The sequence below is a fragment of the Nocardia citri genome (genome assembly GCF_054065835.1).
The window spans coordinates 1-22,333 of sequence record NZ_JBSUQM010000038.1 but is presented as its reverse complement, the minus strand read 5'-3'; the positions used below and the strand labels follow the sequence as shown (position 1 = coordinate 22,333).

The 22,333-nt window shown below is 64.8% G+C and carries 25 protein-coding genes; 11 read left to right on the top strand and 14 right to left on the bottom strand.

The window, feature by feature from the left end:
* Window positions 1-54 precede the first annotated feature (54 nt).
* A complete protein-coding gene (gene nrdF / locus ACW2Q0_RS29575) occupies window positions 55-1,038 on the top strand; it encodes a class 1b ribonucleoside-diphosphate reductase subunit beta (protein ID WP_457194210.1) in 984 nt (327 codons plus the stop codon).
* A gap of 55 nt (window positions 1,039-1,093) precedes the next feature.
* Here nrdF and mgtE read toward each other — a convergent pair whose 3' ends face one another.
* Together mgtE and ACW2Q0_RS29565 are read right to left on the bottom strand one after the other, a co-directional pair.
* Window positions 1,094-2,458 (bottom strand): magnesium transporter, encoded by a 1,365-nt coding sequence (gene mgtE / locus ACW2Q0_RS29570; RefSeq protein WP_457194209.1) that lies wholly within the window; start codon window positions 2,456-2,458, stop codon window positions 1,094-1,096.
* Window positions 2,459-2,778: 320 nt separating this feature from the next.
* Window positions 2,779-2,988 carry a hypothetical protein gene (locus ACW2Q0_RS29565; protein WP_457194208.1) on the bottom strand — a complete coding sequence of 70 codons (210 nt, stop codon included), beginning with the start codon at window positions 2,986-2,988 and terminating at the stop codon, window positions 2,779-2,781.
* A 199-nt stretch (window positions 2,989-3,187) separates the two neighbouring features.
* On the opposite strand from ACW2Q0_RS29565, the gene ACW2Q0_RS29560 reads away from it, so the two are divergent.
* Entirely contained in the window at window positions 3,188-4,180 is a 993-nt protein-coding gene (locus ACW2Q0_RS29560) for an LLM class F420-dependent oxidoreductase (protein WP_457194207.1), read from the top strand.
* A gap of 69 nt (window positions 4,181-4,249) precedes the next feature.
* Here ACW2Q0_RS29560 and nrdE read toward each other — a convergent pair whose 3' ends face one another.
* The 4 genes from nrdE to ACW2Q0_RS29540 all read right to left on the bottom strand — a co-directional run bounded on the left by nrdE (window position 4,250) and on the right by ACW2Q0_RS29540 (window position 8,129).
* Window positions 4,250-6,355 (bottom strand): class 1b ribonucleoside-diphosphate reductase subunit alpha, encoded by a 2,106-nt coding sequence (gene nrdE, locus ACW2Q0_RS29555; RefSeq protein ID WP_457194221.1) that lies wholly within the window; start codon window positions 6,353-6,355, stop codon window positions 4,250-4,252.
* 38 nt (window positions 6,356-6,393) lie between these two features.
* Entirely contained in the window at window positions 6,394-6,855 is a 462-nt protein-coding gene (gene nrdI, locus ACW2Q0_RS29550) for a class Ib ribonucleoside-diphosphate reductase assembly flavoprotein NrdI (protein ID WP_457194206.1), read from the bottom strand.
* Between the two features lie 48 nt (window positions 6,856-6,903).
* On the bottom strand, window positions 6,904-7,137 hold the full coding sequence (nrdH, locus tag ACW2Q0_RS29545) for a glutaredoxin-like protein NrdH (protein WP_457194205.1): 234 nt from the start codon (window positions 7,135-7,137) through the stop codon (window positions 6,904-6,906).
* Window positions 7,138-7,562: 425 nt separating this feature from the next.
* Window positions 7,563-8,129: an NAD(P)H-dependent oxidoreductase gene (locus ACW2Q0_RS29540; protein WP_457194204.1), complete on the bottom strand. Its 567-nt coding sequence runs from the start codon at window positions 8,127-8,129 to the stop codon at window positions 7,563-7,565.
* A gap of 128 nt (window positions 8,130-8,257) precedes the next feature.
* On the opposite strand from ACW2Q0_RS29540, the gene ACW2Q0_RS29535 reads away from it, so the two are divergent.
* Window positions 8,258-8,884 (top strand): TetR/AcrR family transcriptional regulator, encoded by a 627-nt coding sequence (locus ACW2Q0_RS29535; protein ID WP_457194220.1) that lies wholly within the window; start codon window positions 8,258-8,260, stop codon window positions 8,882-8,884.
* 6 nt (window positions 8,885-8,890) lie between these two features.
* Complete coding sequence (nadE, locus tag ACW2Q0_RS29530; RefSeq protein ID WP_457194203.1) at window positions 8,891-9,799, top strand: ammonia-dependent NAD(+) synthetase; 909 nt, start codon at window positions 8,891-8,893, stop codon at window positions 9,797-9,799.
* On the opposite strand, the gene ACW2Q0_RS29525 is transcribed toward nadE, so the two are convergent.
* The 3 genes from ACW2Q0_RS29525 to moaA all read right to left on the bottom strand — a co-directional run bounded on the left by ACW2Q0_RS29525 (window position 9,800) and on the right by moaA (window position 11,597).
* Window positions 9,800-10,207 (bottom strand): DUF1003 domain-containing protein, encoded by a 408-nt coding sequence (locus ACW2Q0_RS29525; protein ID WP_457194202.1) that lies wholly within the window; start codon window positions 10,205-10,207, stop codon window positions 9,800-9,802.
* 96 nt (window positions 10,208-10,303) lie between these two features.
* On the bottom strand, window positions 10,304-10,546 hold the full coding sequence (locus tag ACW2Q0_RS29520) for a MoaD/ThiS family protein (protein ID WP_457194201.1): 243 nt from the start codon (window positions 10,544-10,546) through the stop codon (window positions 10,304-10,306).
* On the bottom strand, window positions 10,539-11,597 hold the full coding sequence (gene moaA / locus ACW2Q0_RS29515) for a GTP 3',8-cyclase MoaA (RefSeq protein WP_457194200.1): 1,059 nt from the start codon (window positions 11,595-11,597) through the stop codon (window positions 10,539-10,541). The genes ACW2Q0_RS29520 and moaA overlap by 8 nt, the downstream gene beginning before the upstream one ends.
* Window positions 11,598-11,736: 139 nt before the next feature.
* Between moaA and ACW2Q0_RS29510 the strand changes: the two genes are divergently transcribed.
* From ACW2Q0_RS29510 to ACW2Q0_RS29495, 4 genes are all read left to right on the top strand, one after another.
* Window positions 11,737-13,005, top strand: a complete 1,269-nt coding sequence (locus tag ACW2Q0_RS29510) for a molybdopterin molybdotransferase MoeA (RefSeq protein ID WP_457194199.1) — start codon at window positions 11,737-11,739, stop codon at window positions 13,003-13,005.
* Window positions 13,002-14,042 (top strand): bifunctional molybdenum cofactor biosynthesis protein MoaC/MoaB, encoded by a 1,041-nt coding sequence (moaCB, locus tag ACW2Q0_RS29505; protein ID WP_457194198.1) that lies wholly within the window; start codon window positions 13,002-13,004, stop codon window positions 14,040-14,042. The genes ACW2Q0_RS29510 and moaCB overlap by 4 nt, the downstream gene beginning before the upstream one ends.
* Entirely contained in the window at window positions 14,029-14,466 is a 438-nt protein-coding gene (locus ACW2Q0_RS29500; RefSeq protein WP_457194197.1) for a molybdenum cofactor biosynthesis protein MoaE, read from the top strand. The genes moaCB and ACW2Q0_RS29500 overlap by 14 nt, the downstream gene beginning before the upstream one ends.
* Window positions 14,467-14,613: 147 nt before the next feature.
* Window positions 14,614-15,624: an AraC family transcriptional regulator gene (locus ACW2Q0_RS29495; protein ID WP_457194196.1), complete on the top strand. Its 1,011-nt coding sequence runs from the start codon at window positions 14,614-14,616 to the stop codon at window positions 15,622-15,624.
* 42 nt (window positions 15,625-15,666) lie between these two features.
* Here the strand turns inward: ACW2Q0_RS29495 and ACW2Q0_RS29490 are convergent, their stop codons facing one another.
* The 4 genes from ACW2Q0_RS29490 to ACW2Q0_RS29475 form a co-directional block, all read right to left on the bottom strand.
* On the bottom strand, window positions 15,667-15,858 hold the full coding sequence (locus tag ACW2Q0_RS29490) for a hypothetical protein (RefSeq protein WP_457194195.1): 192 nt from the start codon (window positions 15,856-15,858) through the stop codon (window positions 15,667-15,669).
* A 199-nt stretch (window positions 15,859-16,057) separates the two neighbouring features.
* Window positions 16,058-17,122 (bottom strand): CobW family GTP-binding protein, encoded by a 1,065-nt coding sequence (locus ACW2Q0_RS29485; RefSeq protein ID WP_457194194.1) that lies wholly within the window; start codon window positions 17,120-17,122, stop codon window positions 16,058-16,060.
* Between the two features lie 102 nt (window positions 17,123-17,224).
* Entirely contained in the window at window positions 17,225-18,583 is a 1,359-nt protein-coding gene (locus ACW2Q0_RS29480; protein ID WP_457194193.1) for an N-acetylmuramoyl-L-alanine amidase, read from the bottom strand.
* Between the two features lie 337 nt (window positions 18,584-18,920).
* Window positions 18,921-19,415, bottom strand: coding sequence for a sigma-70 family RNA polymerase sigma factor (locus tag ACW2Q0_RS29475; protein ID WP_457194192.1), 495 nt, complete (start codon window positions 19,413-19,415; stop codon window positions 18,921-18,923).
* Between the two features lie 263 nt (window positions 19,416-19,678).
* Between ACW2Q0_RS29475 and ACW2Q0_RS29470 the strand changes: the two genes are divergently transcribed.
* From ACW2Q0_RS29470 to ACW2Q0_RS29460, 3 genes are read left to right on the top strand one after another with little or no spacing between them, the layout of a single operon-like run.
* Window positions 19,679-20,044, top strand: a complete 366-nt coding sequence (locus ACW2Q0_RS29470) for a hypothetical protein (RefSeq protein ID WP_457194191.1) — start codon at window positions 19,679-19,681, stop codon at window positions 20,042-20,044.
* A gap of 53 nt (window positions 20,045-20,097) precedes the next feature.
* The gene (locus ACW2Q0_RS29465; RefSeq protein ID WP_457194190.1) at window positions 20,098-20,847 is read left to right on the top strand and encodes an SDR family oxidoreductase; all 750 of its coding nucleotides are present in this window, start codon (window positions 20,098-20,100) and stop codon (window positions 20,845-20,847) included.
* Window positions 20,848-20,869: 22 nt separating this feature from the next.
* Entirely contained in the window at window positions 20,870-21,109 is a 240-nt protein-coding gene (locus ACW2Q0_RS29460) for a hotdog domain-containing protein (RefSeq protein WP_457194219.1), read from the top strand.
* 19 nt (window positions 21,110-21,128) lie between these two features.
* On the opposite strand, the gene ACW2Q0_RS29455 is transcribed toward ACW2Q0_RS29460, so the two are convergent.
* A complete protein-coding gene (locus tag ACW2Q0_RS29455; RefSeq protein ID WP_457194189.1) occupies window positions 21,129-21,986 on the bottom strand; it encodes a cyclopropane mycolic acid synthase family methyltransferase in 858 nt (285 codons plus the stop codon).
* Window positions 21,987-22,333 lie beyond the last annotated feature (347 nt).

Here is a 22,333-nt window from a genome sequence, read left to right as displayed (position 1 = left end):
GCAGGATGAAACTGATCGATCGGGTCTCGTCAATCGTGATGGAAAGGCGGAACCATGTCTCCTGAGCCGCGTGCAACTAAGGCGATCGATCGGGTCTCGGCGATCAACTGGAATCGGGTGCCCGACGAGAAGGATGCCGAGGTCTGGGATCGTCTGACCGGCAACTTCTGGCTGCCCGAGAAGGTGCCGGTGTCCAACGACATCCCGTCGTGGAACACCCTCACCGCCGATGAAAAGCAATTGACCATGCGGGTGTTCACCGGCCTGACGCTGCTGGACACGATCCAGGGCACGGTCGGCGCGGTGAGCCTGATCCCGGACGCCGCGACGCCGCACGAGGAGGCGGTGCTCACCAATATCGCTTTCATGGAGTCGGTACACGCCAAGAGCTACAGTTCGATCTTCTCTACGCTGTGCTCCACCCGCGAGATCGATGACGCGTTCCGCTGGTCGGAGGAGAACCGAAACCTGCAGCGCAAGGCCGAGATCGTACTGGAGTATTACCGTGGCGACGATCCGCTCCAGCGCAAGGTGGCCTCCACCCTGCTGGAGAGCTTCCTGTTCTACTCCGGCTTCTACCTGCCGATGTACTGGTCTTCGCGGGCCAAGCTAACCAACACCGCCGACCTGATCCGCCTGATCATCCGCGATGAGGCGGTGCACGGCTACTACATCGGCTACAAGTACCAGAAGGGCCTGGAACTGCTCGGTCAGGCCGAGCGCGACGACCTCAAGAACTACGCCTTCGAACTGCTGTTCGAGCTATATGACAACGAGGTCGAATACACCCAGGATCTCTACGACGAGGTCGGCCTCACCGAGGACGTCAAGAAGTTCCTGCGCTACAACGCCAACAAGGCGCTGATGAACCTCGGCTACGAGGGCCTGTTCCCCAAGGACGAAACCGAAGTCAACCCCGCCATCCTTTCGGCACTGTCCCCGAATGCCGACGAGAACCACGACTTCTTCTCCGGCTCCGGCTCCAGTTATGTCATCGGTAAGGCCGTCAATACCGAAGACGAAGACTGGGAGTTCTGAGACTTCCTCGATCTCACGCTGACTCGAACTTGGCAAGAGTTCGAGTCAGCTGGGCTCAGATGCCGAGGACCAGTTTGGCGGTGGTGAAGTAGATGATGAGGCCGGTGGCATCGACCAGGGTCGTGACCATCGGGGCCGAGACGACCGCTGGATCGATACGGAATCGCTTGGCGAGCAATGGCATGGTGCCACCGATGGTGGCGGCCCAGCCGCAGATGATGACCAGGGTGATGCCGACGACCAAGGCGGTCCCCGGATCGACGAACAGCGCGCCGATGGCAGCGCCCGCGGCGGCCAGCATGGTGCCGAGGACCAGGCCGACACGGCATTCGCGCCAGATCACCGTGAACAGGTCCGAGACGCGTACCTCGCCGACGGCGAGTGCGCGCACACATGCGGTCGCTGCCTGGGCACCCGCATTCCCGCCCGCGCCGATGAGCAGCGGAATGAACAGCGCCAGATGCGCCGCCTGCTGCAGGGTGCCCTCGAAGAAATCGGTGACACTGACCGTCAGGGTGGCGGCGAACAGCAACAGCAGCAACCACAGCGCACGGTAACGGGCCAGCTGGAACACCTTGGCCGCCATGTAGTGGCCCTCCCACGGTGCCGAACCCGCCTGCTTGGCGACGTCCTCACTGTCGGCAGCCTCGATGACCTCGACGGCGTCATCGATGGTGAGCAGGCCGACCAGCCGGTCCTCGCTGTCGACGACCGGCAGATTGATGACATTGGTTTCGCGCATCAGCCGCGCCGCATCCTCGGCGGAGTCGGTGGCGCGCACGAATGTCGGTTCGGTGACGACCAGATCCGACACCATGGTGTCGGGAGGGCTCAGTACCAACGCGCGCAGTTCGACAATGCCCGTCAGGCGGCGACCGGAGTCGACAACGGGCAGCGTGTATACCGTTTCGGCATTGCTCCCTTTGATCCGTACCGTCTGCAGTGCGTCGGGCACGCTCAGATTGCGCGGCAGCGCAACGACTTCCGGCGTCATGTACAGCCCGACCGAGCCCTCCGGATAGCCGAGCAGTGCGGCGGTCATCCGGCGCTCGCGAGCGCTCAGTCCGGCCAGCACCTTCTTGGCGACCTTGGCCGGCGCCTCGCGCAGCATCCTGGCGCGGTCGTCGGGATCCATGGCCTCGACCAGATCACGGAAGCTCTGATCGCGCAGACCCTCCAGAATCTGTTGCTGGTCAACGGGTTCGAGCTCCTCGAAAACCGCGAGCGCGAGATCCTTGTCGAGCAGACGGAAGGCGACGCCCGCTTGGACGGCGTCCATGCGCGCGAGTTCGTCCGCTATGACATGCGGCTGCTGGTTGTCGAGCCAGTCGAGTGCGGCGTCGACACGGTGGGTGTCCACGATGTCCTGTAGGGATGCGGACAGCGTCGGACGTGCTTCGGCGAGATGGGTCTGTGACATGGGAGGTCCTCAGCGCACGGCAAGTAAGCGAGTGAATCGAAAAACGAAGTCACACCGCGGGCGCCAACCCCGGGACCGACTACTTCAAGACGGCTTACGAAGGGGCAGCGCCGCGCGGCCTTCGACTGGGAGGTTCGCTGCGCATCGCAACCCCACCTCCTCAATGCCGCCACAGGGCCGCCACCACTGCGGAATTATCGAATGCGCCGCCCGATCGGGCGGACCGCACAGCTTCCGGTTGAAGAATACATGCGCTGACGCGGGTATTCACACTCGAACCACGGTGAGATCGACGATATCTCGCTCGGCTACGAGCCGACCTACATCCGGTGTCCTGGTGTCAAGGTCGCCCCGACGGCGACCTCGACATCGGTCCAGGCTTCGAACTCCTCGGCACTCGGCGGTGATGCCAGCGCCTGCTCGATTCCCCCGGACAGAAATACGGTATCCGCGGCACCCGCCGCGAAGGCCGCCCCCTGAATGACCCGGCCGAAGTCGATGCCGAGTCGATGTTGTCCATCTCTGTTCATCGAACTTCAGCATGCCCCGGACCGCGCCTGCCCGCCAGCGGGTTTCCCCGGCGGCAAATGATTCGACGCAGGCCGAGCCGAACTCTGCGCCGATCACGGAAGGCCTGCGAAGATCGTTGCGGCTGAGACTCACCCACCCCGCCGACGGCGCAGGCTGCCATCGCCTAGGTTCGGTGTACACACATGTAAGGAGAGATCTGTGCGCTTTGGCATCTTCATTCCGCAGGGGTGGCGGCTGGATTTGGTCGATATCGACCCGGCGGCGCAGTGGGGGGTGATGCGCGATCTCGCCCAGCGGGCGGATGCCGCGGATACCTGGGAGTCGCTCTGGGTCTACGACCACTTCCACACGGTGCCGGTACCGACCGAGGAGGCGACACATGAGGCGTGGACACTGATGTCGGCATTCGCGGCCACCACATCGCGAATTCGGCTGGGTCAGATGTGTACCGCGATCAGCTACCGCAACCCGGTCTATCTGGCCAAGGTCGCCGCGACGACCGATCTGATTTCCGGCGGCCGAGTCGAGATGGGCATCGGCGGCGGCTGGTACGAACATGAGTGGCGCGCTTACGGTTACGGATTCCCGTCGCCGGGTGAGCGGCTCGGGCGGCTCGACGAGGGCGTGCAGATCTTCCGCCAGGCCTGGACCGCGGGCCAGGCCACATTGGACGGTAAGCACTACCAAGTCGACGGTGCGATCGTGCGGCCACTTCCATTGCAGGAGGGCGGTATTCCGATCTGGGTCGCGGGCGGCGGCGAGAAGAAGACGCTGCGTATCGCGGCAAAGTACGCCCAATACACCAACTTCAGCGGCGCGCCCGAGGAATTCACCCACAAGTCCGAAATCCTGCGCGCGCACTGCGCCGATGTCGGCACCGATTTCGACGCCATCGTGCGCTCCTCGAATTTCAACGCCGTCATCGGATCCACCGAAGCCGAAGTCGAACAACGCCTTTCGGCCCTGCAGGCCCGCTTGGCGACCGTAATCAGCGAAGCCGAGGCCAAATCTTTCGTGGACGGCATGCTCCGCCCCTCCGCCGCGGTCGGCACGCCGGAACAGATCGCCGAGCGATTGTCCGCCGTCGGCGACCTGGGACTCGGCTACGCCATCTTCAACTTCCCCGAATCCGCCTATGACACCAGCGGAATCGAGCTGTTCGAACGCGAGATAGCCCCAGCTCTGCGCTGACACCATCGGCTGAAGCGGCGCTCGCCCAACGGCGTGCGCCGCTTTCGGGCACCATACGGCTGGCAGCGACTACAGCATGCAGGACACGCAGCCCTCGACTTCGGTTCCCTCCAAAGCCATTTGGCGCAGACGGATGTAATAAAGGGTTTTGATGCCCTTGCGCCAGGCGTAGATCTGAGCGCGGTTGAGGTCGCGGGTGGTGGCGGTGTCCTTGAAGAAGAGGGTCAGCGACAGGCCCTGGTCCACGTGCTGGGTGGCGGCGGCGTAGGTGTCGATGATCTTCTCGTAGCCGATTTCGTAGGCGTCCTCGTAGAATTCGAGGTTGTCGTTGGTGAGGTAGGGGGCCGGGTAGTAGACGCGGCCGATCTTGCCTTCCTTGCGGATCTCGATCTTCGACGCCACCGGATGGATCGAACTGGTGGAATGGTTGATATAGGAGATCGAGCCGGTCGGCGGCACGGCCTGCAGGTTCTGGTTGTAGATGCCGTGCTCCATGACCGAGGCCTTCAGCTCACGCCAATCGTCCTGGGTCGGAATGTGCACGCCCGCATCGGCGAACAGTTGCGCGACCCGTTCGGTCTTCGGCTCCCAGACCTGATCGGTGTACTTGTCGAAGTACTCACCGGAGGCGTACTTGGATTCGGGGAAGCCGCCGAAGTAGGTGCCGCGCTCCTTCGCGATCAGATTCGAGGCCCGAATCGCGTGGTACACCACGGTATAGAAGTAGATATCGGTGAAGTCGATACCCTCTTCGGACCCGTAGTGCACGCGTTCCCGAGCCAGGTACCCGTGCAGATTCATCTGCCCGAGGCCGATCGCGTGCGATTGGTTGTTGCCCTGCTCGATCGAGGGTACCGAGTAGATATGCGTCTGATCCGATACCGCGGTCAGCGCCCGGATCGCCACCTCGATGGTCCGCGCGAAGTCGGGTGAATCCATCGTCTTGGCGATATTCAACGACCCGAGGTTGCACGAAATGTCCTTGCCCACCTCAGCATAGGACAGATCGTCGTTGAACCGCGACGGCGTCGACACCTGCAGGATCTCCGAGCACAGATTCGAGTGCGTGATCTTGCCCGCGATCGGATTGGCCCGATTCACCGTGTCCTCGAACATGATGTACGGATAACCGGATTCGAACTGCAGCTCGGCAATGGTCTGGAAGAACTCGCGCGCCTTGATCTTCGACTTGCGGATGCGCTTGTCGTCGACCATCTCGTAGTACTTCTCGGTGACACTGATATCGGCGAACGGCACGCCGTAGATGCGCTCCACGTCGTAGGGCGAGAAGAGGTACATATCCTCGTTCTTCTTCGCCAGTTCGAAGGTGATGTCCGGGATCACCACGCCCAGAGACAGCGTCTTGATGCGGATCTTCTCGTCCGCGTTCTCCCGCTTGGTATCCAGGAACCGGTAGATATCCGGGTGGTGCGCGTGCAGATACACAGCGCCCGCGCCCTGCCGCGCGCCGAGCTGGTTGGCGTAGGAGAACGAATCCTCGAGCAGCTTCATGATCGGGATGACACCCGAGCTCTGGTTCTCGATCTTCTTGATCGGCGCACCGTGTTCACGAATATTGGTGAGCAGAAGGGCAACTCCGCCGCCGCGCTTGGACAGCTGCAGCGCCGAGTTGATCGAGCGCCCGATGGACTCCATGTTGTCCTCGATGCGAAGGAGAAAACAGCTGACCGGCTCGCCGCGCTGCTTCTTACCCGAGTTGAGGAAGGTCGGGGTGGCGGGTTGGAAACGGCCGTCGATGATCTCGTCGACCAGCTTGCTCGCGAGCACCTCGTCACCGGCTGCCAGCGTCAGCGCCACCATGCAGACCCTGTCCTCGAACCGCTCCAGGTAGCGCTTACCATCGAAGGTCTTGAGCGTGTAAGAGGTGTAGTACTTGAACGCGCCGAGGAAAGTTGGGAATCGGAACTTCTTGGCGTAGGCCTGTTGGAACAGCGTCTTGATGAACGGGCGGCTGTACTGCTCGAGCACCTCTGCCTCGTAATAGTTCTCCTCGACCAGGTAGTCCAGCTTCTCGTCGAGATTGTGGAAGAAGACGGTGTTCTGGTTGACGTGCTGCAGGAAGTACTGGTGCGCGGCCTCGCGGTCCTTGTCGAACTGGATCTTGCCGTCAGCTCCGTACAGATTCAGCATCGCGTTGAGGGCGTGGTAGTCCATGGCCTCGCCGGTATCGGCGGTACGGACCGGGGCCTGCTCTAAGCGAGCCGTTTTTCCGGTCGGTGCTGTCGTTGCTGTTGCCAAAACAATCCCAATCCCTCGCGGACGCGCTCGACGTCCTCAGCGGTTCCCATGAGTTCGAAGCGATACAGGTAGGGCACCCCGCACTTACGCGAGATCACCTCGCCCGCATAGCAATACGTATCGCCGAAGTTCGTGTTTCCCGCCGCCACGACACCGCGCAGCAGCGCGCGATTATGCGGATCGTTGAGGAACTTGGCGACCTGCCGCGGCACAAAATCCTTATCGGATCTATTTCCCCCCAGTACGTGCCGACCGCCCCCGTAGGTGGGGACGATCAACACGTATGGTTCGTCTACGCGCAGTGAGTCAGCGGTGTGCAGTGGTATGCGAGTCGCCGGGAGACCCAACTTCTCGACAAAGCGGTGCGTATTCTCCGAGGCGCTGGAGAAGTAGACCAGCGCTGTCTCTGTAGACATGGCTACCTCCTCCCCCTTCCATCGGATACACCGGAAAGCTGGATGCGATCAGGCCGCCACGGTCGCCAGCGACTTGATGCGGTCGGGCCGGAAGCCGGACCAGTGGTCTTCACCGGCGACGACGACCGGCGCCTGCAGGTACCCCAGCGCCATGACGTAATCACGCGCATCGTCGTTCTCGGAGATGTCGATGACTTCGTACTCCACCCCGGCCTTGTCGAGCGCCTTGTAGGTGGCATTGCACTGGACGCAAGCGGGCTTGGTGTACACGGTGATGGTCATTGATGTCCCTCTCTCCTATGCCTGATCCATAGCCTGTGATCCATATGCTGATCGTTCGAGCGACCTGTACGCAGTCGCTAGCGGCGCTTGATCCGACGTACGCTGCGCAAACTCCTGGATCCGTCGGAACCGCTGCTCAGCCGCCTGCGACCGAAGCTGGTCTCATCCCGTCTTCCAGTACCGAAGACACTACACCTAGTGGCCGACAGATTCATACAACACGACATGTTGCGAGTCACAAAGATGAAATTCCCAAGCGGTAAGTCCCTGGACGCTCAATTCGCAACCCGACGCAACAGTGGCACAGATCACAATTTCGCACCTTGGCGCCCTTCCAGCAAACCTCCCTCGGCGAGCAAAAAGGCCGCCCCCGGAACTCCACGGATGGAGCTGGGGGCGGCCCTGCTGGCGGAACCCGACGACGCTTAGGCGGACACCAGTTCGCCGGTCGCCTGGACCAGTTCGCGCACGGTCGCGCCGAGCTGAGTCAACGCCTCGGCATCCTCGCGCGGATGCGACTCGGCGAACCGCTCGCCGAATCCGGCGAAGTGCAGGTGGGCGTTCTCGACCACGCGGGCACCCGCGACGCCGAGCGCCTTGACCACATCGCCGTGCGCCCACTTGGCCGCATTCGGACTGACCGAACCGCTGACCACCGCGACCGGTCGATCCTTCAGCGCACCGGTGCCATACGGGCGCGAAGCCCAGTCGATGGCATTATTCAGGACGGCGGGGCTGGTGCCGTTGTATTCAGGTGTCACGAAGAGCAGGCCGTCGGATGCGGCGACCGCGTCACGCAGCGCCTGCGCGGCAGCGGGTACGGAGCCGGGCACGTCGAGATCCTCGTTGTAGAACGGGATATCGGCGAGACCCTCATAGATGGTGATCTCGACACCCTCCGGCGCGGTCTGCGCCGCGGCCTCGGCGAGCCCGCGGTTGATCGATGCGGCGCGAAGGCTGCCGACAAGAGCAAGGATCCGGGTCTGACTCATTACGACTCCTGATGTACTGGATGTGATGCCCAACTTCCGCCTACACTAACCGGACCATGGTCCGATTCCATTCCCGGAAGAACCGCGAGAGACCTGTGAGCTACAGCACATCCATGCCGGACGGAATGATGCCCGAGCGGCCACTGCTCGGCGTCGGCGCGCCCCTGCCCGGAAATCATGAACGCGCCGATGCCGCGCGCAACCGCCAGCTTCTCCTGGACGCGGCACAGGAAATCGTGCGCGAACAAGGGGTGGACAGCCTGACGATGGACGCGCTCGCCAAGCGGGCCGGGGTCGGCAAGGGCACCGTCTTCCGACGGTTCGGCAGCAGGTCCGGGCTGCTGCGCGCGCTCTTGGACCACGCCGAGCGAAAGTTCCAGGGAGAGTTCATGTTCGGGCCGCCACCGCTGGGGCCGGGCGGGCCCGCGGTGGAGCGACTGGTCGCCTTCGGCCGGGCCCGGCTACTCGATATCGAGGTCGCGGGCGAACTGCATCGGGCCGCGGAAATCGGCGAGGCGAGCGACCGCTATACCAGCCCACCCTACGGACTGCTCCGCGCGCACGTGACGATGCTGCTGCGGCAGGCGCGGATCGACGGCGACGTCGTGCTGGTCGCCGATGGTCTGCTCGGTCTGCTCGGCGCCGCCTTGGTGATGCATCAAATGCATGTCCTCGGCTATGACCGATGTCGGATCGGCGACAACTGGGAGGCATTCGTTCGGCGGGTTGTCGCCTCCGGGCGGCCAGTAGAGTGATGCGTCATGGGCAACCTGCGTGAACAGATCATCGCCGAATTGGGCGTCCAATCGAATATCGAACCGAAGCTCGAAGTCCGGCACCGGATCGATTTCCTCAAGGACTATCTGAGCGCAAGTCCCGCACGGGGTTTCGTACTCGGCATCAGTGGTGGTCAGGACAGCGCGCTGACCGGACGACTGTGCCAGCTCGCCGTCGAGGAATTGCGTGCCGATGGTGCCGACGCCGCCTTCGTCGCGGTACGACTGCCCTACGGTGTGCAGGCAGATGAGGCCGATGCCCGGATCGCGCTGCGGTTCATCCAGCCCGACCGCTCGGTTGTGGTGAATATCCGCCCCAGCGCCAATGCCGTTGCCGCCGAGGTCGCTTCGGCGCTGAGTTCACCCACCCCGTCGGCTCCGCCGACTGCCATCCCCCAAGGTTCACCCACCCCGTCGGCTCCGCCGACTGCCATCCCCCAGCGCGTCGACAAACTCCGCGATTTCGTGCGCGGCAATATCAAGGCCCGCGAACGCATGGTGACCCAGTACGCCATCGCTGGTCAGGAGAATATGCTCGTCGTCGGCACCGATCACGCGGCCGAGGCGGTCACCGGTTTCTTCACCAAATTCGGTGACGGCGGCGTCGACATCACTCCGCTGACCGGCCTTACCAAACGTCAGGGCGCGGCGCTGCTGCAGGAGCTCGGCGCACCATCGAGCATCTGGTCCAAGGTTCCCACCGCAGATCTCGAGGACGACCGCCCCGCCCTGCCCGACGAGGAGGCGCTCGGCCTGCGCTACAGCGAGATCGATGACTATCTGGAGGGCCAGGACGTCACCCCGGAGGTCGCCCAGAAGCTCGAGACGATCTTCCTGAACACCCGCCACAAGCGCACCGTCCCGGTCACGCCGTTCGACACCTGGTGGCGCTGATCAAACCGGATCCGGGGCCTCCACCAGCCGGCGATGCAGTTCCTTGGTCATCTCGTGGATGGCCCTGGTCAGCTCGGTATTGGTCTTGAGCTCCAACTCCTGCTCGTTGAAGTCGTGATCGGCCTTCATCTGCTGGAACTGCGCCTGCCGGTTCTGGCCGATCATCACGAAGGTGGACAGGAATATCGCCTCCAGGGAGACGACCAGGGTCAAGGTCGGCCACGGACTCTGTTCGGCCCAGATCATCCAGACCGCGAAACCGATGGCATGGATGTAGACGAACTGCATCGACCCCGCGAACTTCGTGATCCAGTCCGCCACCCGTAGTTGCAAACTCTCGCCCCGCACCTCGTGCATTCGCACTACCGCCGGGTGCTGCACACGTACCTGATTCGACAGCTGAGACATATCGACGCGACTCCTGAACCAATCCGGCGAACTGCGTTGGCGCCGATGCTAACCCGGCCGACCATCAGCTTCCCGCCCGCACACCGTCACGCGGAGTCAGCCGCCGGCGAAAGGTGGCAGGACATCGACGCGCGGAGTCAGCGCGACCGATGGGTCACGAGTGAGTTCGTCGCCGATGAGGTAGGCACAGACGGCGAGCATCTTGTCCAGGTCGGGACCGTAGGACTGCGCGAGGCTGGTGCGCAGGTCGGCGACGGTGGCGTCGGCCGGGAAATCCAGCGTCTCCCGGTCCTTGCCGACGGCGTCGGCGATCGCGGCGAAGTAGCGGATCTCAACCACCGATGGCTCCCATCGTGCGTTCCGGCGGGACGAAATCCTCGGCATCGATACCGTGTCCAGCCCATTTGTTCCACATGGCGCCGCGCCAGATGGTGGCGATCGCCTCATCATCGGCACCCGTGCGCAGTGCCTGGCGCACATCGAATTCCTGATCGCTGAACAGGCACGACCGCAGCATGCCGTCGGCGGTGAGCCGGGTCCGATCGCAGGTATCGCAGAATTTGCGGGTCACCGTCGCGATGATGCCGACCGTCGCCGGGCCGCCGTCGACGAGCCATTTCTCCGCCGGGGCCGCGGGATCCGACCGGCCGATCTCGGTCAATGTGAACCGGGTGCCGAGCACGGCGAGCAATTCGGCCGCGGTCACCATATTGGCACGGGCCCATTCGTGATCGGCGTCCAGCGGCATCTCCTCGATGAACCGCAGTTCGCAGCCCTCATCCAGACACCAGCGCAGCAGATCCGGCGCACCAGCGAGGGTCTCAGGCATCAGCACGGCATTGATCTTCATCGGCGCCAGTCCGACATCCCTGGCAGCGCGGATGCCCGCGAAGACCGATTCGAGCCGATCGCGGCGGGTCAGACGGGCGAAGCCGTGCCGATCCACCGTATCCAGCGACACATTCACCCGGCTCAGCCCGGCGGCCGCGAGACCATGGGCACGATGGGCGAGTCCGACGCCATTGGTCGTCATCGACAGCGGAACCTCGGGCACCCGCTCATGGCAGCCCGCGATGATCCGCTCCAGATCGCGGCGCAGCAGCGGCTCGCCGCCGGTGAACCGGACCTCGCGCACCCCCAACTCCCGCACCGCGAGTGTGACCAGTCGCACAATCTCCTCGACGGTCAGCAGCTCGTCTTGCGGTATCGCGGGCAGGCCCTCTTCGGGCATGCAGTAGGTACATCGCAGCGAACACTTCTCGGTGATAGATACGCGTAGATCGCGTGCGGTGCGCCCGAATCTATCAACCAGGTACGGCGTATCGGGCCGTCCGTCGAGTGAGGGCAGCCTGGACCGCACAGCGGGAATCCCCATCTCGACCAGCGTCACAAGTCCATTATGACCGGTCCGCGCGCCGTGCTCGTGGGCGGACCGCACCATCCTGGGCTCTCGAGCGCCGCGTTGAGCGGGTGAGCGTAGGTGGGATCGACAAGCGAACTCGCTTCGGCTCGGCGATTAGGCTGACCCTATGACCTCGCGTGCCGACACCTCCGGTGGCCACCGGCCCAGCCCGCCCGCCACCGCCCGGTCCGTCGACGCCTACCGGGACACCATCGAGGCCCTGCTGCGCCCGCTGGCCGCCCGCGCGGTCGAATCAGTCGCGGTGCCCGTGGCGCTGGGCCGGCAGCTGGCCGACGATATCCACGCGCCGGTGGACCTCCCGGTGTTCCGCAACTCGGCGATGGACGGATACGCGGTGCGCGCCGAATCGGTGGTGGTCACCCCGGTGACACTGCCACTGGTCGGTGTGGTCGCGGCCGGTGCGGCCGGTCGGGCGCCATTGCCGCACGGCGCCGCGTTGAAGGTGATGACCGGTGCCCCGATTCCGCCCGGCGCCGATTGTGTGGTGCCGGTGGAGGATGTGCACAGCGATGACACGACGGTGACCATCGAGCGGGGTCGCACCGCTGGTGAGTTCGTGCGCGAACCGGGCACCGATGTGCACGCCGGCGATCTGCTGGCCCGCGTGGGGACCACGCTGGCACCCCGCCACATCGCCGCACTGGCGGCGGTCGGACTGCCGCATGTGCCGGTATTCCAACCGATTCGGGCGGCCGTCATCACCACCGGTGACGAATTGGTCACCGCCGGAACACCATTGCGCCCCGGCCAGATCTATAACTCCAACGGTATCGCCCTCGCCGCCGCGCTGCGCGCCAACGGTGTCGATGTCGTATCGGTGGAGCATAGTACCGACGCTCCGACGAAATTCCGCGCATTGCTTTCCGCCGCAACGAAATCCGCCGATATCGTCTTCACCTCCGGCGGGGTTTCCAAAGGCGATTTCGAGGTGGTCAAGGAGGTGTTGCAACCGCTAGGAGGCGAATTCGGCTCGGTCGCGGTGCAACCTGGTGGGCCGCAAGGGCTTACCGTCGTCGACGGCGTGCCGGTGCTGAGTTTTCCCGGGAATCCGGTGAGCACCATGGTGTCTTTCGAGGTATTCGCGCGGCCCATGCTGCGCCATATCGCGGGCCTGCCCGAGGTGGAGATCTACGAGGTACCGCTGCGCAATGCGGTGCGCTCCCCCGAGGGACGACGCCAATTTCTGCGCGGACAGCTGGTGCGCGATGACGCCGTCGCGGCCGGATTGCATCGCGGGCCGACGGCCGTCGAGGTCGTCTCGGGACCCGGTTCGCATCTCATCGCGAGCATGGCCTGGGCAGATGTATTGATCGATGTGCCCGCTGAGGTCACCTTGCTGCCGGTCGGCGCACCTGTGCGAGTGTGGTCGCTATGAGTGAGTTGTCCCATGTCGACAGGGAAGGTCGCGCCCGCATGGTCGATGTGAGCGCGAAATCCGACACCACCCGGATCGCGGTCGCGGCCGGTGAACTGCACACCACCGCCGAGGTGGTCGCGCTGGTCCGGGCCGACGATATGCCGAAGGCCGATGTGCTCTCGACCGCGCGAATCGCCGGTATCGCGGGCGCGAAGAAGACCTCGGAACTGATTCCACTGTGCCATCAGCTGGCCTTGTCCTCGGTCACGGTCGAATTCGGCTTCACCGAGGACGCCATCACGATCGAGGCGAGCGCGAAAACCAAGGGCCCCACCGGTGTCGAGATGGAAGCATTGACGGCGGTCGCGGTGGCCGGACTCACGCTGCACGACATGGTCAAGGCGGTCGATCCGGCGGCGACGCTCAACGGCGTGCGGCTGCTCACCAAAGAGGGTGGCAAACACGGACATTGGGTGCGTCCCGTGGCGCAGGCGCCGGTGGACATCCCCACGTTCGCCGACGAACCGGAGTCCCCCACGGAAGACGCTGCGCCGGAACAGATCTCGGATGACAACCAGCGCTCCGCCGTCGTCCTGGTCGCCTCCACCGGAGCCGCGGTCGGCACCCGGGTCGATACCACCGGTCCGGTACTCGCGCAATGGCTTGGCGGACTGGGTTTCTCGGTGCGCGGCCCGCTGATCTACGCCGATGCCGAGATCGATATCGGCCTGGCCGACGCCCTGCGGTTCGAACCGTCGCTGGTAATCAGCACCGGCGGCACCGGCGCCTCGCCCACCGATGCGACCCCCGAGGCGACGCTGGCCGTACTGGACCGTGAATTGCCCGGTGTCGCCGAGGCGATTCGGCAACACGGCACCGCGAAATTCCCCCTCGCCGCACTCAGTCGCGGAGTCGCCGGACTGTCGGGCCGATCGGTCGTGGTGAATCTGCCCGGCTCTCCCGGTGGTGTCAAAGACGGCATGGTGGTGCTCGAGCCGCTGCTGGATCATCTGCTCGCGCAAGTAGCCGGAGGCGGCAACCATGACAACAAGTGAATTCGCGGCCGTACGCCTAGCCGGGATCAGCGCAGAACCCCTCGATCCGGCGGTGGTCGAGGCGACGGTGACCGGGCCGGAGCACGGCGCCGTCGTGGTCTTCACCGGCAAGGTACGCAATCACGATGGCGGACAAGCGGTTTCCGCTCTGGAATATTCGGCGCATCCGGAAGCCGAGCGGTTCCTGCGAAAGTGCTGTGCCGAACTCGCCGAGCGCTCCGGACTTCCGGTCGCCGCCGTGCACCGGATCGGGCAGCTGAGCGTCGGCGATCTCGCGATCGTCGTCGCGGTCGCCGCCCCGCACCGCGCCGAAGCCTTCACCGCCTGTGCGGAATTGGTGGATCGCATCAAACACGAAGTGCCGATCTGGAAGCGCCAGCTCTTCACCGACGGGTTGTCGGAATGGGTCAACGCCTGCGGGTAAAGGCCCACTGCCTGCGCATAACCACGTCGTGAGCTCCCGCAGCTGTTACTTGAAACAACACTGTGACGCGAAATTACTGACGATTCAACAGGACCGGGATAGGTTCTCCCGCACAAAGATACGTCGATCCGCGGTAGGAGGGGCGCATTGGGAACCGATCAGGTACTGCTGCACAGATTCGTCATCTCGCAGCTCACGGATGCGGGACTGGATCGAGATCGGCTGATCCGTGAGACCGGCCTACCCGAGTGGACCATGGTCGGCCAGGACGTCCACCTGCCGAGTCACACCTTCTCACGACTCTGGGAACTGGGCGAACACGGCCTCGGTGATCCGAATGTCGCCTTGCATGTCGCCAGCCGCTACCAGCTCAGCAGCCTCGGCCTGTACGACTATCTGTTCTGCACCGCGCCAACACTCGGTGCGGGCCTGGCCACCTGCGGCCCGTATGTGGCCGCGGTGACCACCAATCACCGCTTCGACCTGGTCGTCGAGAACAACCACGAGGTCACGCTCTATCTGGACATGATCAATGGCGAGGGCCGCGGCCGCGACCTCACCCAGTTGTGGGGGCTGACCGCGGTGCTCAGCCGGGCCCGACGGGTGGTCCGCGAACCGCTCATTCCGCTACAGGTGATGCTGCGGCAACAGGCACCGGCCAAAATAGATACCTTCGTAGCGGTATTCGGTACGACCGCCATCGAATTCGAGGCACCGGTCGATGCCATGACCTTCCACGCCGCCGATATGGAACTGCCGCTGACCACCAGCGATCCAGTGCTTGCGACGGTGCTGCAACCGCTGGCCGATGCCCTCCCACCACCACCGCCCTTGGCGACCGCATGGCCGGATCGCGTGGCCGACGCGCTGGCCGAGGCCCTGGCGGAGGGCTCGGTATCGCTGGATCGGGTGGCCCGCCGACTCGCCACCAGCCCGCGGACGCTGCAGCGTCGGCTGATGGAGGCGGGTACCACCTGGCGGCTGGAATTGGAACGGGCGCGCAATGCGCGCCTCGCGCGTGCGAGCACGAAGGGCACTGCACTGAGCCGAACGCGCCAGGCCGAACTGCTCGGATATTCGGATGTGGGTTCGATGCGACGGGCAGCCCGCAGACGATCCATGACCCAGCTCATGTACCGATCGGAGCAACCGGCCTGATCGGCCGTATCCTCACCGCCGCATCCCGTCCCCGAGGCCCGATCAGACCTTCAGGAAGGTCGCCGCTATCCGCCAGAAGGTCGCATCCTCGATGGCGCGAAAATCCCAGCTGTCGGCAATGTCTCGGGATGCGGCGACAATGGCGGGCACATCGAAATCGTCACGGGTCGCGGTGCCCTTGGCTTCCAACGCGGCGACCACGTACGCGGTGGCACTCTCTCGGGTCTCTGACACGGAACTCTCCAATCGGTCGTACAAACAAATACGGTCGATCACGGTTCTTGGGCCGAACCGACACCGCACGCGCCACGTTCGCTCCGTTTGTGTACAGGCCGCGTGCGGCGGGCAATGCTTCAGTCTTATGTCCGCGCGATCGCCGCGCCAAGTACCGAACGCGCCAGTTTCGAGCAGAACGCGCCAACTTCTCGAGACGTCAGTGCGGGGTATAGCGCCAGATACCGAGCATGGCGTGCGCATCCAGCGGTTCGGCGGCGGTGTGCACGGTATCGTGCAGCCGCGCCAACGCCGCGGCGGCCGGCAGACCCGCACCGATCAGCACCAATCGCGTGGTGCGGGCTTCGCCGCGCGACCAGGTGTCCGGTTCGAAGACGATGTGGCGACCGACCATGTGCAGCACGAACTTCCGGCGTTCGGCCGCGACCCCGAACGCGGCGAAGCCCTTCACGCGAAACAGGCCGGGCGGCGGATCCTCGAGGAATTCGACCAGGCGGCGTGGATCCAATTCCCGGTCGCTGGTGAAGGACACGCTGGTGTAGTCGTCGTGCAGATGGCGGTGCAGCCCGTAGCGACTGCTTGCAGGTCGCTCGAAAAGATCGGCATGGTCGTGGTCGTCGTGGAGCAGTTCGTCGAAGCTCAATTGTTCGGCGACGCGCCGGATTTCCCGCAGCGGTTCGTCGAACAGCAGGCCGGGGTCGATGCGGCCACCGGTGGTCGCGTACACCGGCACCTGCCCGATCAGGTCGGTGATCTCCTGCCGCAGCCCGGCCAGCCGCTCCGGCACTACCCGATCGGCCTTGTTGAGCACCACCAGATCCGCCAACCGCAGGTGAATGGCGAGTTCGGGATGCCGCTCACGACTGTCCGGAAACTGCTCGGCGTCGACCACTTCGACCAAACCGCCGTAGCGGATGCGCGGGTTCTCGCTGCCCACCACCATCCGAATCAGATTGCGCGGTTCGGCCAGCCCACTGGCCTCGACCACGATCACATCGATCTTGGCGCGCGGCTGGGCGAGCCTGGTGAACAGGTCATCGAGGTCGCCGACGTCCACCGCGCAACAGACGCACCCGTTGCCGAGCGAGACCATCGCGTCGACCTGCCCGGCCACCAGCATGGAATCGATATTGACGGCCCCGAAGTCGTTGACCACCACCCCGATCCGCGTGCCCCGGTTATTACGCAGCAGATGATTGAGCAGCGTCGTCTTCCCGGATCCGAGAAACCCGGCAACGATCAGAACAGGAATCCGCTGGGCCACGGGCCGAGTCTATTTGCCGCGCCTGCGGCGCGGCGTGTTCGCGGCCCCGAGTGTCAGCATCGCGGTGCGATTCGATGAGGGGTGGTGGTCGGGCGACTGCGGTTATTTGGTCGGGCCGAGCAGGGTGCTGGCCAGGGTGTATGCCAGGTTGATCAGCTCGGAGGTGAGCACGCTGTTGTCCATACCGAGGGACCTCGCCAACGGCAGCATCATTTGCATGACGGTGCCGACCAGCGCCGGCAGAGTAACCGTCGTGCTCGGGGCGGCTTGGCCCGGCGACAGTTGGGAGCCGGGCGTCTGGGTCGAACCCGGTGATTGCGGGGTGTTGGGCGCGAGTCCGTAGCCCTGTGACCGCGGGGAACCCGCCTGCGGAGTACCGGGCGACTGCCCCGGTGTCTGTGTGCCCGGCGAGCCGGGCATCGGGGCGTATCCCGGTGCCGGTGCATACCCCGTCGGCGGATTCGATGATGCGGGCGCGGTCGGCACCACCGTCCCCGCCGATGGTGCCGAAGTCGGCGCCGCCGCGGGTTCGGGGAGCGCCCGCGGCTGCGGGACGGCCGGAGCCTGCGTCGTCCCGGGAACCTGCGGCGCGTTGGGAGCTTGCAGCGGAGCCGAGGCGGGCCGACCGGCCGCCGACCCGGTCTGCGCCGGAACCGTTCCCGTTGCCTGCTGCGGTGCGCCGAGCAGGAAGCCGACCAGGCCGGTCGTTATGGCCAGCGCATGCTTGACCTGCCCCTCTGGACTCTCCAGCAGTGCGGCGTCCTCGGCATTGGCACCATTGCCCATCTCGACAAATACATCGGGCACGGTGGTCAGTGCCGGACCGGCCACATCGGCGCGCGTCTGCAGCCCGTCCTGTGCGCCCGCGTAGTTCGCGGCCGGGAATCCGGCGTCCAGATACGCGTCGCGCACCGCCGTGGTCGCCGCGAGACCGCGCCCGGATTGGACCTGATCGGCCTTCGAATTCGGGATCGGCAGCTGCGGCACGATCAGGTGGAAGCCGCGGTCCTGCGCTGGTGCGCCATCGGCGTGGATACTGACCGCGACATCGGCGCCGGAGGCATTGGCGGCCTGCGCGCGTTCGTCGATGCAGCCGCCCCATCCGGAGTCGTCCTGGCGACTGAGCACCACCTTGGCACCCAGCCCCTGCAGGGCGGCCCGGACGAGCTCGGCCACCTTCCAGTTGATGGTGTGCTCCGGCACGCCGTTCACCGTGGTCATGCCGGTGGTCTGGCAGTCCTTGGTGCCGCCGCGACCGTCGCTGACTTGCTTCGCCAAGTTCTCGGCGTGGTTGGGCCCCTGATGACCCGGGTCGAGGAATATCGTTTTGCCGACGAGTTTCGTGGACGCGTCCGGCGATGCCGGATCGGCGATCGCGGCCGGGGCCAGCCCCGACAGCGTCACCACCACGGCAGCGGTGACCGCGCCGCAGATACCGGTACCGATGATGCCTGGTTTCACGCGAAATGCCTGGTAGATAGACAAAGCAGCTCCCTAGTCCCGTGATGGTCCGGTGAGCGCTTCCAGCGAATCGACCTAGGCGGTAGCGCTCTCGGTGTTACTGCTGGTGCTGTTGTTACGGGAGAGCATAGCGTCTACTGACACGCGAATCCTAGACTCCGCGTCGCCAGGAACGAGTCCAGTCGACGCACGCATCCACCCAGATCGCGTTCTTCGACCCGCCCGCCCGTGTGCCACCGGAGTAGTTCCGGCCCCGACCACTGTCTCCCCCGTCCGGACCAGGTGCGGCAGGACCACGAGTCAGGCGCGGCGCAACCACCAGAGAAGCGAGACCGGGTCATAGATGGCGGGCTCGAGCCCCCATCGGCGAGCGACGCAACGCCCGCAATGCGTAGTGCACCCGGGTCTTGACCGTGCCGACCGGAATGCCGAAGTCATCGGCCACCTCTTGATAGGCCCGGTCGCGCAGGATCACCTCCACCACCGCGACCCGCTGTGATTCGGGCAGCCGGGCGAGCAGATCGGCGACGAACAGACCGTCGACGAGGCGCTCGGCGAAGTCCGGATCGGCGAGGCGCACATCGCTGAGCTCGGTGATCTCATCCCATCCGGTATCCGCGGGCCGGACCGCACGGGCACGGGCGATATCGACGATGACATTGCGTTCGATGGCGAGCAGCCACGTGCGCACCGTGCCCTTGCGTTGGTCGAACACCGCGCAGGAACGCCAGGCCCGTAGCAATGTCTCCTGCACCGCCTGTTCGGCGAGTCCGGAATCGCCGAGTCCACGCACGGCGCGCCAATGTAGTAGTGCCCGGTCCGCGGCAAGCACGGCGGCCAGCCCATCATCGGTACAGAGCCCAGCACATGCCGTCCCGCAAGTCGACCGCCTGCCCACGACATCGACCACCGGACAAATACCACTCATACAACAGATATCGCGGGAGTGCGCGCTAGTGGAATCACCGTCGGCCACAATCTCGCGATTCCACCGAAATCGACCACCGACTCTGGTAGACGTTGGCCCCGGAGATTCGGGGATCTCCGCAGGTCAACCGCCACTGACGGCAGTGGACGACTCGAGGAGACAGCAGTATGCGTGCAAGCACGCTGGTGATCGCGGGGGCAATGGCGTCCACCGTGACACTGCTGGGCACCGCAACCGCGGCCGCCCAGCCCCACGACACCATCACCGAAGATGGTGTCTATCTGGTCGGCGTCGATATCTTTCCCGGCATCTGGGAGGCCCCCGGTACCCCCGACCCAGCCGTCGGCTGCGACTGGCGGCGGCTGCGCGAGGTCGAAGGCGATAACACCGATCAGCACTACATCATCAATAACGACTTCACCAGGAACAGCCCGGTCCGCGCCGAGATCGCGCCGACCGATGTGGCCTTCAAGACGGTGAACTGCGGCGCCTGGCATATGGTGCCGCCGAGCACGGGCTCATTCGGCGGCTGACTCGATCAGAAGGGATATCGACTCGCGTTCGGTAACCGCTATGGTTCGCAACCATGACGCGGACCAAGATCCTGATCACCGGCGCGAGCGCCGGACTCGGCGCGGCCATGGCGCGGGAATTCGCCGCCAAGGGCCGTGACCTGGCCCTGTGCGCCCGACGCCGGGACGCGCTCACGGCCCTGCGCGACGAACTCACCGCCGCACACCCGGGCATTACCGTCACGGTCCGCGCGCTCGACGTCGATGACCATGCGGCCGTTCCACGGGTCTTCGCGGAACTGCGCGATGAACTCGGCGGACTGGATCGGGTGATCGTCAATGCCGGTATCGGCAAGGGCGCGCGGCTCGGCACCGGTCGCGCCGATGCCAATCTCGCCACGGCCACCACCAATTTCGTCAGCGCCCTCGCCCAGGCCGAGGCGGCATTGGAGATTTTTCGCGCTCAGCAGTCGGGCCACCTGGTGCTGGTGTCCTCGATGAGCGCCGTGCGCGGCTTGCCGGGGAACAAGGCCGCCTACTCCGCGAGCAAGGCCGGACTGGCCGCCCTCGGTGAGGCGCTCACGGTCGAATTCGCGAACTCACCGATCGCGGTGACCACGCTGCTTCCCGGCTTCATCGCCACCGATATGGCCGCGCAGGCCGAAGGCGCACGCATGGTCGCGCCACTGACGAAGGGGGTGGCGTCGATGGTGCGGGCGATCGAGCGGGAGCGGATTCGCGCCTGCGTGCCGGGGTGGCCGTGGCGACTGGTCGATGTAGTGCTGCCACACCTGCCGCGCGCGGTCGTCGCCCGGATGAGCTGAGAGGGCGGCGGCGGAAAACGCGATCGCGCCGAATAGTGCGGCACAGCACCGGCATTCGCGGCCGGAGAACGTCACCGCGTTCCAGGCGACCCGCTGTGTCGGGGCGCTGTCGAATTTTCTGCGGGCCGTGCGTTTCGGCTATGCGACCGCGTCGGCGCGACCGCTGCACGCCGGACGGTCCTTCATCGTGGTGGAGACCGAAATCCATGATGCCGTGGACGAACTCGTCGCGAAGGTGACCCCGGCCCAGGCCGTACTCTGACCCCCCGAGCCCGCAGGGCTCACTTCACCATCGTGAACTGCATGACATCGATGTGCCCGCTACGGAAGTACTGGGCACATCCGGTGAGGTATTTCAGATATCTCGCATAGACATCCTCGGAGGCTATCCGCACCGCCTCATTGTGGTGGTCCACCAGCGCGTGTGCCCACTGGTCCAGCGTGCGCGCGTAATGCAGGCGCAGCGGCTGGATTCGCTCGGTGCCGAATCCCGCCTGTCCGGCCAGGCGGGTGATCTCGGCGGGCTGGGGCAGCTGTCCGCCTGGGAAGATCTCGCGCTTGATGAAAATGTGGAAGAGAGCGGCCTCCCGCGTCACCGGAATATTCATGCGACGCAGGTCGTTGAGGGTATGGCCGATGATCGTATGCAACAGCATCCGGCCGTCGGGCGGCAGCATGCAATAGCAGCGTTCGAAGAATGCGGGATAACGCTCACGGCGGAAATGTTCGAACGCACCGATGCTGACGATCCGATCCGCACCCCCGTCGAACTCCTCCCAGCCCTGCAGCAGAATCTCGACGCCCGCGACACCGCGGCGATCGATCTCCGAGCGGACGTGCCCGTACTGATTACGGCTCAAGGTGAGACCGACGGCCTTCACGGCATAACGCTCAACCGCGCGGAACATCGTTGCGCCCCAACCGCATCCGATATCGAGCAGGGTCATGCCGGGTCGCAGATCCAATTTGCCGAGCGCGAGATCGATCTTGGCGAGCTGAGCCTGTTCGAGGGTCATATCGTCGCGCTCGAAGTAGGCGCAGCTGTAGGTCATCGATGGGTCGAGGAAGAGCCGGTAGAAGTCGTCGCAGACGTCGTAATGCGATTGAACTTGCTGGTAGAACGGTTCGAGGTCAGCCATTGCAGCTCCTGCCGTCGGTCGGTCTTGACCCGGATACCCACTGTTACGAGATACACCGCCGCGCCGTTTCGCATCATCGGCTACCGATACGAAAATGTGGCCCGCTCCGGTCGCCGTGGCCGGACTGTAACATTGCGCGACGGCTGTTCTACGATGTAGGCTCGGCCCTGTCCTTGTGGATGTTGACGTCCCGGCTGATCAAAGCCCGGGCTTCCCACACGATCTTTCCTCCGGCTCCCCCACCACCGTGGTGGTCATGGTCCGCCTCGTTCCCGGAGCCCACAGGGACATTCACCGCAGTGTGCCATCGCCGCTGCCTCACACGGCTGTTCGCCGTATCCCACATA